We start from the raw sequence: 12,274 nt of genomic DNA, 5'->3' as shown, positions 1-12,274 counted from the left end.
TCGCTTCAAGTCTGTTTGCAGGCCGATGGTGCCCGGTGACTTGAGCATAGTTCTCTCGCCGATACTTCGCCCGTCACGGTGTTACCGAGGATTTACACAGGCTCCACGAAAAATCATCTAGCCTTTCATGCAAGACGCGGGCAAGCGGGGAGGTCTGTCGATGCGTCATCCCTATCCACCGTTTTGCGCGAGGCCTCGCCATGGAAGAGCAATCCGCCCCGACTTCGGCCCACCGGCCTGCTGTTTTGCTGGTCGATGACGAAGAGTCGATCCTCAACAGCCTGCGCCGTCTGCTGCGTGGCCAGCCCTACGATGTGCTGCTCGCCACCAGCGGTGCCCAGGCACTGGAAGTGATGGCGCAACGTCCGGTCGATCTGGTGATGAGTGACGCGCGGATGCCCAGCATGGACGGTGCCACGCTGCTCGCCAGCGTTCGTCAGCTGTATCCGGCGACCACACGGATCATGTTGACGGGCTATGCCGACCCTTCGGCGATCATCAAGGCCATCAACGAAGGGCAGATCGACCGCTATATCAGCAAACCCTGGAATGACGAAGAAATGCTCCTGATCCTGCGCCAGGCGCTGGAACATCAGCATCTGGCCCGTGAGCGCGAGCGTCTGGAGCAACTGACCCGGGTGCAGAACGATCAGTTGAAGTTGCTCAACAGTACTCTGGAAAAACACGTCAGCGCCCGTACAGCCGAGCTGCAGCAGACCGCCGACATGCTCGACCTGGCTTACGAGGAGCTCAAGCACAGCTATGTGACCGGCACCGAAGTGTTTTCGTTGCTCGCCAACCTGCGCCTGCCGCCGGCCAAGCAGACCAACCGGCAGATCATTGAGCTGGTGCGCGGCTACTGCAAGGTGCACCGGCTGGACGAAGCCGCCAGCCGCGACCTGACCATGGCCGCCGCGCTGTACAACATCGGCAAGCTGAGCTGGACCGACAGCATGATGACCACCCCTTCGGACCTGTTGCACAGCACCGACCGCGATCGCTATCGGGGTTATCCGAAACAGAGCGAATCGCTGTTGATGACCCTGGACCCGATGAAGGATGCCGCGCGGCTGATCCTGCACCATCAGGAACACTGGGACGGCAGCGGTTTCCCCGACCGGCTCAAGGGCGAGGCCATTCCCCTGGGCTCGCGGCTGCTGAAGCTGGCGGTGGATTTTGTCGAGTTGCAGCGCGGGCTGATTCTCGAGCGGCAAATGAATAGCGATGAAGCGTTGCTGTACCTGCGTCAGTACGCGGGCAGACTCTATGATCCCGAGCTGATCGAGGATTTCATCAAGGTCTGCGCGATGGTCAGCGACATCACCCTGACCGATCCGAGCGTCAAGGTGCTGGGCACCCGGGAGCTGGCGGCGGGGATGATCCTGGCGCGCAACCTCAATGCCGACAACGGCATGTTGCTGCTCAATGCCGGCAAGGTGCTGAGTGCACTGCTGGTGGACAAACTGATCAGTTTCGAAGCCATGGAGGGGGCCAAATACAAGGTGTTCGTGAAAGTGCCGGAGGAGGGCGAGGCGGCGCTTCTGGCCCAGTCTTGAGACCGTATGAGGTGACGCTGGCGCCGCCGGCATGGGATCCTTGCGGTTTTTCCCAAGGCCGGTGGCTGCCCCATGACCTCTGTATCCGCTGTTTCCCCCCGCATCATTCGTATTGCCGCCGCGCTGCTGCTCAACCCCGACGGCCAGACCCTGCTGGTGCGCAAGCGCAACACTGCGGCGTTCATGCAACCGGGCGGCAAGATCGAAGCCCATGAACTGCCGGTGCATGCGCTAGCCCGTGAGCTGGAGGAAGAACTGGGGCTGGTGATCGATCCGGCGCAGGCGAGTTTTCTCGGCCAGTTCTCGGCACCTGCCGCCAACGAGCCAGGGTTTGTCGTGCAGGCCGAGATCTTTCAACTGACCATCGACGCCGACGTCTCCCCGGCCGCCGAGATCGAAGAGGTGATCTGGATCGACCCGGCCACCGACGGCGATGTGGTTCTCGCCCCATTGACACGTGACCTGATCCTGCCGTTTTATCGAGCCTCGCTGACCGCGATCGCCTGATCATTCGTGCAAAGGACTTCGTCATGATCCCGCTTCCAGACCTGCTGATTTTTGCTGCTGCCGCATTGTTGATGGTACTGACGCCGGGGCCGAACATGATTTACCTGATCTCCCGTTCGATCTGTCAGGGGCGCAAGGCCGGGGTCACGTCGCTGCTCGGCGTGGTGGCCGGGTTCTTCGTGCATATGTTCGCGGCGGCGGCCGGTCTGACGGCGGTGTTTCTTGCGGTGCCGATGGCCTATGAAGTGTTGAAGTGGGCCGGCGCGCTGTACCTGCTGTGGCTGGCCTGGCAAGCGGTGAAACCCGGCGCGCGTTCGCCGTTCGAAGTGCAGGCATTGCCGGCGGACTCGTCGCGCAGGCTCATCACCATGGGCTTTCTCACCAGCGCCCTGAACCCGAAGATCGCGGTGTTCTACCTCTCGGTGTTTCCGCAGTTCATCACGCCGGATCACGGCTCGGTATTCAGCCAGAGCATCATCCTCGGCCTGACCCAGATCAGCGTCAGTTTCAGCGTCAACCTGTTGATTGCCCTGTCGGCAGCGGGAATCGCTTCGTGGTTTGCCAGTAACCCGACGTGGCTGGCGGCGCAGCGTTATTTCATGGGGTTTGTGCTCGGTGGTCTGGCGGTGCGGCTGATGCTTGAACAACGCCGGTCGGCTTGAGCATGTGGATCGAACGACTGGACGCCAGTCATGCGCTGGCCTATCGCGAATTGATGCTGGAAGCGTATGACCGGCATCCGCAGGCGTTCACCTCCAGCGTGCGCGAGCGCGCGGCGATGCCCTTGAGTTGGTGGGAATCGCGCCTGACCAGCAAGCTGGATGCGGTGTTCGGCGCGTTCGAAGAAGGCCGGCTGGCGGGTATCGTCGGCCTGGCGTTCGAGCCTCGGGAAAAGGCCCGGCACAAGGCAACGGTATTCGGCATGTATGTGTCGGCTGAGTTTCGTCAGCGCGGGCTGGGCCTGAAGTTGATGGAGGCGGTGCTGGGGGAAGCGCAGCAGCATCCGGCGTTGAAAGTCATTCAACTGACCGTCACCGCCGGCAATGACGCGGCGTTCAAGCTGTACCAGCGCTGCGGCTTCATCCAGTTCGGCCTGGAGCCGATGGCGGTACGGGTCGGCGAGGACTACTTCGACAAGATCCATATGTGGTGCGCGCCTTTCGTGCCTAACGCCAGCCTCAACGAACCGCGCTGACCCCATCAAGGGTCGAGAACGACGTGTCCTTGGCCGTCAGCAGGAAATCGCGCATGTACGGCGCATCCAGCATGTCGGCGCGGATCGCCGCGTACAGCGTCGCAAACAGACCTTTCTCACCCAGCCGCTTCGCCTTCACGTAACCCCGTGAGCTGTATTCATGCAGCGCCCAGTGCGGCATGCCGCACACGCCACGACCGCTGGCCACCAGTTGCATCATCATCACCGTCAGTTCTGACGTGCGCACTTGCGCCGGTTCGATGTCCGCCGGTTCGAGGAAACGAGTGAAGATGTCGAGGCGATCGCGCTCAACCGGATAAGTGATCAGGGTTTCCGTCAGCAGGTCTTCGGGAACGATGTACGGTTTGCTCGCCAATGCGTGCTGATTGGCGACCGCAAGCATGGCTTCGTAGGTGAACAGCGGCACGTAGGTGATGCCGGCGATTTCCAGCGGGTCGGACGTTACCACCAGATCCAGATCGCCACGAGCCAGTGCCGGCAGCGGGGCAAAGGAGAAGCCCGAAGCGAGGTCGAGTTCGACTTCCGGCCAGGCATCGCGGAACTGGTCGATGGTCGGCATCAGCCACTGAAAGCAACTGTGGCATTCGATGGCCATGTGCAGACGCCCGGCGGTGCCCCCGGCCAGGCGCCCGATATCCCGCTCGGCAGCGCGCAGCAGCGGCAGGGTCGCGTCGGCCAGTTGCAGCAGGCGCAGACCGGCGCTGGTGAACCGCACCGGTTTGGTCTTGCGCACAAACAACGGCATGCCCATGCGCTCTTCCAGTTCCTTGAACTGATGGGACAGCGCCGACTGGGTCAGGTGCAGGCGGTCGGCCGCATCGACCAGGCTGTCGGCTTCGCGCAGGGCGTGCAGGGTTTTCAGGTGACGGATCTCAAGCACCGCAGGCTCCATGAGGAAAATTTGTGATCAACACGAAAAGGTTGAGTTTGTCTCATGTTGGGTTGGCTGTCGACAATGGCGCCATCTTTTACGCAATGGAGAACACTCGACATGGCCGTGGCTCACACCCTGGGTTTCCCGCGCATTGGCGCCGACCGCGAACTGAAAAAAGCCCTCGAAGCGTACTGGAAAGGCGATCTCGATCAGGCGTCCCTGAATCAGGTCGGCCGTGAGCTGCGCGCCAGACACTGGCAATTGCAGAAGGACGCCGGCATCGACCTGCTGCCGGTCGGCGACTTTGCCTGGTACGACCAGGTGCTGACCCACTCGCTGACCTTCGGTGTGATCCCCGAGCGTTTCGACGCTGTGCGTGACGAGCGCGGCCTGCCGACCCTCGACACCCTGTTCGCGATGGCCCGTGGCGCCACGGCGTCCTGCTGCGGCGGTGAGCACGGCAAGACCCAATATGCACAAGAGCTGACCAAGTGGTTCGACACCAACTACCACTACCTGGTCCCGGAGTTCACCGCCGATCAACAGTTCAAGCTGAGCTGGGAACAGCTGTTCGATGAAGTCGAAGAAGCCAGGGCCCTTGGTCACAACGTCAAACCGGTGATCATCGGCCCGCTGACTTACCTGTGGCTGGGTAAAGCGAAAGGCAATGATTTCGACAAGCTCGACCTGCTCGAGCGTTTGCTGCCGGTGTACAACGAAATCCTCGGGCGTCTTGCCGCACAGGGTGTGGAGTGGGTGCAGATCGACGAACCGATCCTCACTCTCGACCTGCCGCAGGCCTGGAAAAACGCCTTCGAACGCGCCTATCACATCCTTCAGTACTCGCCGTTGAAGAAACTGGTGGCGACCTATTTCAGCGGCTTGCAAGACAACCTCGGCCTCGCCGTCGGCCTGCCGGTGCAAGGTCTGCACATCGACGCAGTACGTGCGCCGGATCAACTGGGTCAGGTGCTTGATCGCCTGCCGACCTACAAGATTCTTTCGGTGGGACTGGTCAACGGTCGCAACGTCTGGCGCTGCGAACTGGAGCAGGCGCTGGCACAACTGCAACCGGCCCAAGAGCGTTTTGGCGATAACCTGTGGGTCAGCAGTTCTTGCTCGCTGCTGCACAGCCCGGTGGATGTCGAGCGCGAAGACAAGCTCGACCCGGAACTGAAAAGCTGGCTGGCATTCGCCGTGCAGAAGTGCGCCGAAATCTCCGTGCTGCGTGATGCGCTGAACGATCCGCAAGCACCGAAAGTACAAAACGCACTGGCCGAAAGCCGCGCGATTCAAGAAAGTCGCGCCCGTTCGCCGCGTATTCACAAGGCCGCCGTGCAGGCGCGGATCGATGCGATCAATGCCAGCGACAGCCAGCGTCACTCGCCGTTCGCCAAGCGCATCGCCGCGCAACAGGCGCGTTTGAAATTGCCGGCGTTTCCGACCACCACCATCGGTTCGTTCCCGCAGACCGGTTCGATCCGCCTGGCCCGTCAGGCCTTCAAGCAGGGCAAGCTGTCCGCCAACGATTACCACGACGCCATGCGCAGCGAAATCCGCCATGCAGTGCAAGTCCAGGAACGTCTGGGGCTGGATGTGCTGGTGCACGGTGAAGCCGAGCGCAACGACATGGTCGAGTACTTCGCCGAGCAGCTTGACGGTTACCTGTTCACCCGTTTCGGCTGGGTCCAGAGCTACGGTTCCCGTTGCGTCAAACCGGCGGTGATTTTTGGTGATCTGTCCCGTCCGAACGCCATGACCGTGGACTGGATCACCTACGCCCAGGGCCTGACCGACAAGGTCATGAAAGGCATGCTGACTGGCCCTGTGACCATGCTGATGTGGTCGTTCCCCCGCGAAGACGTGTCGCGCAAAGTCCAGGCACAACAACTGGCACTGGCCCTGCGTGACGAAGTGGTGGATCTGGAAAACGCCGGGATCAAAATCGTGCAGATCGACGAAGCCGCGTTCCGCGAAGGGCTGCCGCTGCGCCGTGCACAGTGGCAGGAGTATCTGGACTGGGCGGTGGAAGCGTTCCGCCTGACCGCGTCGGGCGTCAAGGACGAAACCCAGATTCATACCCACATGTGCTACAGCGAATTCAACGATGTGATCAAGGCCATCGCCGACATGGACGCCGATGTCATCACCATCGAAACATCGCGCTCGGACATGGAGTTGCTCGAAGCCTTCGAAGCGTTCGATTACCCGAACGACATCGGCCCGGGCGTCTATGACATCCACTCCCCGCGAGTGCCGGACACCGCCGAGATGGTCAAGTTGATGAGCAAAGCCGTGAAGCGCATTCCGGCGCAGCGCCTGTGGGTCAACCCCGATTGCGGCCTGAAGACCCGCGCCTGGCCTGAGACCGAAGCGGCGCTGGTCAACATGGTGGCGGCGGCGCGACAGTTGCGCAGTCAGTTGGCATAGCCATTCTGCGAAACAGCAAGGGGGGAGCGGGTAAACCGCTCCCCCTTTTGCTTTCACAGGTTCTCGAAATGGATCAGCACCGACGAGCGCTTGCCAATGTCGGCATAGGGCAGGGAAGGATCGTCGGCATGGGTCATGGACCGGTGTTCGGGCAGCTTTAAATGGGCCTTTTCGAATTCGCGAAAACCGGGTGTTGCCTTCGAATAGTGAAAGTGGGCATACCACAGCAATGTTGGCTGTGCCTGCGTCAGGTCGCGGATTTCATACTCCTGCAGATAATCGGTGCGGCCGTCCTTGCGTTTGCCGAGGTTTTTCAGTGGCTGGGCTTTGCGGATGTCTACGGCGTTCTGTCCGATCAAGTCGTCGAGCATGCCATCGGTGGGGTTCTTGCTGGTCAGTGACTGGCGGGTGCGCATTTGTCGTCCGCTGATTCTGAGTTCGGCAGCCTTGTGGCGCAGCGGCGTGATGATCGGGTTCTGCGCGTCGATCTGCTCGATACCGTGAGCCCGGCGAATCAGTTCGTCCGCCTCGCTGACCATCATGTGTTCCAGATCGACCGGAAGCATGTCCTGCCTCGCGTAAGCGCTCACCTTGGCCTGATAAGCGGGCACCCGATCCAGTCGGGTGCGCGCATCGGTGACCAAGGCTCCAAGGTCAGCTTTCATTGGCGATGACGGTCGAGCGGGTGAGCTCAAGAGGTGGTACTTGCCGTTGCTGCCCTGTTCCCAGATCTCGTTGACACCGCCCTTGCCGGTCAAGTGATAGCGGCGTGTCTGGGTTGTGGATTCCCAATGCTCGACACCGATCAGTAATTGATTGTCCTCGGTGGTGAAGATCTTTTTGTTGCTTTGCCCCGTAGGCGCGGCGACCGTCGGCAGCTCAAGTGTCTTGCGTGCCCGGTCAGCCATTTTTTCGATGTTCGCCAGAAGAGGAGGGACATCATCCATGTGAAAATGTTGGGAATAACTGGCCGTCCAGACGGTCATCGCTCGCCGAAACTGCGCATACGTGTCGAGGCAGTCCTGCAGGATCTGATTGCGCTGGGCACGGGTAACACTGGTCTCGGGCAGGCTGAATTGCGTGTACAGGGCGCGATCCATCCTGGCGCGTAAATCTTGGGCCTGGTGGTGCAGAAAGTGCAATGACACTTCACCTGGATTGTCGAAGCGCTGGACGATTTCCAGCAGGCTGCCGGTCTTGAGATAGAGCAGTTTGCCCTCACTGAGACGTCTGTTCAGACCTTCGACTTCCGCTCGCATATGCACCTTGTCTCTGGGGAGACTGATGCGTTCGAACCAGTGGTTGAGATCGCGCACCAGCCCTTCGATCTCATCGATTTTTTGCATCATTTCCACGCGCAACTTACGGGCTTGTGCATGCACAGGCACCCGCTCGGCCAGCAGTTCTGCAGGCAATTCGTCCAGACGCTCGGTGAGGGCGTCAATCCGGTCCAGCAAGGGGCCTACCTGGTGTCGGGTGTGGTGGATGCGCAGTTGAACGCGGTCAGCCACCTTCCAGGCGTCCAGGCTCATGCATTCGTTCAACTTGCGTCGTTTGTTGCCATGGGTCAGGGGCAGCAGATCGACCAGCAGTTGGTAACGCCGGCTGGCCATTTCGATGTCGCCGATGCAGGCTGCTTCGGCGGCGGGTCTCAGGGCCGGACGCTGGTCGGCGGGGCTGTTGTTGTAGCGATTGATGGCGGCGTGACTTTTGGCAAATCGGTCGTCTATTTGCCAGGCGAGCTGATCGGCTGCCTGGGTCAACTGTTGCTGGCGACGAAAAACCCGATCACCCCACCAGCGTGGCAGGCGTTGTCGAATGCTCACGGGCCAGACCGGATCAAGCGTATCTGCCATGTGCCCGAGCACATTGCCGCCGCCTGCACCGCCACCGTCGAACGTTGTCCCGTATACCCCGAAATGGGTGTCCCATTGGCCGGCTTCATCCAGTGCTATCGGTTGTTTATAGGTCTTCTGTGTATTACCGCTCAGGCGCCAGCCCCTTGAGTCCTTGCTCAATTCGATTTGATAGACCCGTCCCTGACGAACAACAAAATCGCCATCGGGATGCCGGTAGACGCTGCGAAACAGTCCGGCGCTGGCCGGCTCCATGCCGCTCAGGAAGATGGGCTTTTGGTACTCGTAGCCTGCAAAACGCTTCCCTGTATGTTGGGCCTGACGTGCGCTGGGCGCTTGTAACGCGGCAGCGCTGGTGGTCACTTGGCGCAATTGACGGGTGCGCGTCAGCGTGCGGGCACGGCTCGCGGCGCTGGCGCTTGTGCCTGCGCCCACTGTGGGCAGGATGTCCATCGCCGCATCGATCAGCGCCAGAAGCAACATTTCGATTTCGGCTAATCCATCACCCACGGCGCCGCGCAGGAACGCGGCCACCGCCTGATTGGCGCTGGTCCAGGCGTCATACAAGCCGATGGCGGTGCCGACAAAGGGCAGCAGACCCAGGGCCATTTTGATGTAGTTGAGCGTGCGCGGGCCGCTGAGGGCGTAGCGCTCCAGATCCATCGCGTCGTTGGCGCGCGAGGTGCCTCGATGGGCCTCGATCAGTCGGCCCATATGAGCATTGAGCAAGTGTTTGGCCAAAGAGGTGGATGCCGGCCAGCGTTCCCCAACCCCGATCAGGGCGTCAAAACGCTTCAAAACGGCCTGGCCGATGCGCTGTTCATGAGCCCTCACGTTGCCCAGCAAGGCACGACCCGCCAGATAGCTGGCCCATCTTTCCTGAACGCACAGATTGAACAGCGACTGGCGCGCCGACTCCAGACTGTCAAAGCGGCGCAGGAACTGCCCATCAGGGCTATCGGTCAGGTACAGCAGGGTCGTACCGCTGACCGTTTCCTGGATGAAGCTCACTCCAGACAGTGTCACCGAACCTTCATTCGGTGTGTCCTTGCCGCCGACGGTGAGGAGGGCAGGCAGCAAAATGATGTGCTTGTTTCCCGCTCGCCAGGCATGGGGCGTGTCGGCATCGATGGCGATGTCGAGGATGTGCAGGTCTTGCGCGGTGATCTGTTTTTGCAGGCGGGCGCATTCGCCTTGCAGCCTGAGCATCAATCGCCAGGGTTCCAGCAGGCATTCGTGGCGATGTTCGTTGATGAACGGCGAGTCATCGTTCGACCCAATGAACACCCGGCGGATCAGGTCTTCGTAGGCTTTGGGCAAGTCCAGATCGGGCAGTGTCTTGCTCAAGTAAGGTTTGGTAATGCCCACCGTCAGGGCCCGGCGCTCGGCCTCGTCTGATGCGCTGACCTCAATCTGCATGAAACCCAGGCGCAGCAACAGGGGGTCCAGACTCATTGACGGCGTGTTGTCGATATTTTGCTGGGCGAGGGCTTCGAGGGACATCTTGTTGCGCGCCTTGCTTGGCACCAGCTGCAGTTTCTGTGGTGTACCCGGCGCGCCGGGAGCAGCGACCGTGTGTTTTTCCAATGCCACTGAGTCGGGTAGATCCAGTTGCACATCGAACGTCCCTTTGAGCGAAAAGTCCTTGCGCAACCGGGCGTGCAAATGTTGCCGGGTGAAGTCGTCGCGCAGCGGCAGGGCCGTTTCCATCAGGCGATGGCTGCGCTGCATGGCCTTGATGTACGCCTCGATCAGCAGCTTCAGCCCGCTGCGATCGGCGCCGGACAGGTCGGTTAACCAGTCCGGCAGACTGGCGGCCAGTGAAGCGCTGCGTTTTTGCTCCAGCAGATGCGAGTAGGCCAGTTGCCGTGCAGCGCTGACTGGCACCTGCAGTGCCGCCAGAAAACGCCTGCGCAGTGTTTCGAGATGTTCGGTCTGCTGCGCCGATTGCGACGGGGCACTGTAGCGCTGGCGCAGGACGCCAGCCTGCTCTTCGAACTCGCCGATCAGTTGATTCAGCGAATGCTGCAACGGATCGCCTGTGATCCGGTTGAGTTGCAGCGTCAGCACCGGGTCCTGCTGTTGAATCTTGAACACCTCGCGTTCCAGTTCACGGCGGTTGTCAAACCGCTGCAGTCCGCCGCCGCTGCCGGGCCAGTACAACAGCAGACTGTGAGGCGCGGTCGGATCCGACAGCGCAGCCAAAGGGGCTATGACCAACGGCCCGTTGAGCGTTTGTCGGGTGGCGGTAACCGGAGGGTCTTTCTGCTCGTGCATCGACAGCGATATCTCGGCTGTGCACAGATCGGCGTTGTTACCGTCAACGGTGTTCAGTGCAGTCATGAGCGCCTGACACTGATCTTCACTCAATTGCTTGAGTGTCCGCTGCAGTTCGGCTTCGGCGATCAGACCTCTTTTGTGGGCCTGATGCAGTGCGGTGAACTCGCGGTTGAGGGTGACTGTGTCAAGCACGCGTTCGCGGTACAGCAGTGCTCGAGCGGCCGCGTCGGCGGCTTGTTCGGCGGCTTCCACGCGCTGGAAAATGTCGCTGAGCGCCTGACGTTCACGATCCCCGGCTTCGTTCGACCAGTTTTGCAGAGCGTCTCCTTGCCGTTCCAGTGCCGCCTGGCGCACCGGCCAGGGAATGTCCGCCGTCAGGGCGCCGAACAGGGGCTGTTCGGCGTCATGTGCAATGGGTATCACTGCCGGCGACGCAGGAGGAAAGGCCGACAACCCAGCCGTGGCGTGTTGTCGATCCAGTCGCTCGGCTTGATCCAGAGACCGGGCGCCATGTTCGGCCAGCCCGGATTTGCCGGCCGAGCCTTGAAGCAAAGCGCTGAGCCGAGCCTGTTGCAACCGAGCCAGCAGATCAGTCATTCCCGAGTTCAATGGCAGCGCTCTGGCACTGTATTCAAAACGCAACCCGGCGGTGGGCAGTTCCTGCGGAACGAATCCCTGGCGAGACAACCATGCCTCCATGTCGCTGCGCCCTGCGAAGGCTTGCAAGGGCACCGGCTGATGCGGCAAATACAGCAATTGCCGCCCCATTTGTCGGTCGCCGACGCTGATGACCCACGCATCGGGAAGCTGGGCACGGCCGTTGTTTTCAAGCACCAGATCCAGGCGCTCGCTGTGCACCGGCTGATCATCCAGGCGCGGATTGGGGGGCGAGGTGTCCATGAGCAGTTGCAACGGCCGCAACTGGTCGGCAGTGACCGTGCGTTGCGCCAGTGCCACCTGAGCCGTCGCTTCAAGATGCAACCGATACAACTGGCCCGCGTGTTCACGGCGTGAAGCCGACGTGCCTGGTGCCCGTGCGCTCCAATACGAATCCCAGCGCCGGTTGAGTTCATCTTCCGGTTTCAGCGTCTGGATTCGGGTCAGCAGTTGCAGTGGCGTAAGGGCACTCAGTGCGTGGTCACTTCCCAGGCCGGCCACCGTACAGGGCCGGTCGAGCGCCGTTTCCAGGTGAGGACGTTGATAGATAAAGGCACAGGCCGGGGCGAATCCGACAAATTGCTCGGCGTGCTGATCCGATGCGGAAAACCGAAGGCCTGTATCCGGTTCGCCCAGGTCGAGTTCACGTTCCAGCAGGTCAGTCAGCGAAGCGCGGATGGATGGCACGCCTGCCAGCAGTTCGCGCAAATCATGGCTGGCGCTACGCCAACGCTCCATCGCGCTGCCCAGCAGAGCGCGGTCGATGTTCTGCGGCAAGGCCGACGAAGCCGGCCAAACCCTTGGCGCAGGTGTGAGCAGGTCAGTAAAAATGTTTTCGGACATGGTCAAGAGACTCGCGACGGGGAGCGGAAGATCCGCTCCTGATGACGAGCCATTG

The 12,274-nt window shown here is 61.1% G+C and carries 7 protein-coding genes; 5 read left to right on the top strand and 2 right to left on the bottom strand.

Translation table 11 applies throughout. The annotated features are described in order from the left end of the window. Nucleotides 1-200: 200 nt before the first annotated feature. The 4 genes from NH234_RS24045 to NH234_RS24030 all read left to right on the top strand — a co-directional run bounded on the left by NH234_RS24045 (nt 201) and on the right by NH234_RS24030 (nt 3,258). Complete coding sequence (locus NH234_RS24045; RefSeq protein ID WP_367254477.1) at nt 201-1,556, top strand: HD domain-containing phosphohydrolase; 1,356 nt, start codon at nt 201-203, stop codon at nt 1,554-1,556. Nucleotides 1,557-1,628: 72 nt separating this feature from the next. Beyond that, nucleotides 1,629-2,063 carry an NUDIX domain-containing protein gene (locus NH234_RS24040; RefSeq protein WP_367254476.1) on the top strand — a complete coding sequence of 145 codons (435 nt, stop codon included), beginning with the start codon at nt 1,629-1,631 and terminating at the stop codon, nt 2,061-2,063. Between the two features lie 23 nt (nt 2,064-2,086). Next, nucleotides 2,087-2,725 (top strand): LysE family translocator, encoded by a 639-nt coding sequence (locus NH234_RS24035; RefSeq protein WP_367254475.1) that lies wholly within the window; start codon nt 2,087-2,089, stop codon nt 2,723-2,725. A 2-nt stretch (nt 2,726-2,727) separates the two neighbouring features. Then, entirely contained in the window at nt 2,728-3,258 is a 531-nt protein-coding gene (locus tag NH234_RS24030) for an N-acetyltransferase family protein (protein ID WP_367254474.1), read from the top strand. On the opposite strand, the gene metR is transcribed toward NH234_RS24030, so the two are convergent. Beyond that, entirely contained in the window at nt 3,242-4,159 is a 918-nt protein-coding gene (metR, locus tag NH234_RS24025; protein ID WP_085709456.1) for a transcriptional regulator MetR, read from the bottom strand. The two genes, NH234_RS24030 and metR, sit on opposite strands and share 17 nt — an antisense overlap. Nucleotides 4,160-4,270: 111 nt before the next feature. Here metR and metE point away from each other — a divergent pair, with 111 nt between their 5' ends. Then, on the top strand, nt 4,271-6,583 hold the full coding sequence (gene metE / locus NH234_RS24020) for a 5-methyltetrahydropteroyltriglutamate--homocysteine S-methyltransferase (RefSeq protein ID WP_367254473.1): 2,313 nt from the start codon (nt 4,271-4,273) through the stop codon (nt 6,581-6,583). A gap of 53 nt (nt 6,584-6,636) precedes the next feature. Here the strand turns inward: metE and NH234_RS24015 are convergent, their stop codons facing one another. Then, nucleotides 6,637-12,219, bottom strand: coding sequence for a DUF6543 domain-containing protein (locus NH234_RS24015; RefSeq protein WP_367254472.1), 5,583 nt, complete (start codon nt 12,217-12,219; stop codon nt 6,637-6,639). Nucleotides 12,220-12,274 lie beyond the last annotated feature (55 nt).

This window comes from Pseudomonas sp. stari2, assembly GCF_040760005.1.
In the GTDB taxonomy this organism is placed as follows: Bacteria; Pseudomonadota; Gammaproteobacteria; order Pseudomonadales; family Pseudomonadaceae; genus Aquipseudomonas.
The sequence above is the reverse complement of the archived record's forward strand: the minus strand, read 5'-3'. Positions and strand labels throughout refer to the sequence as shown.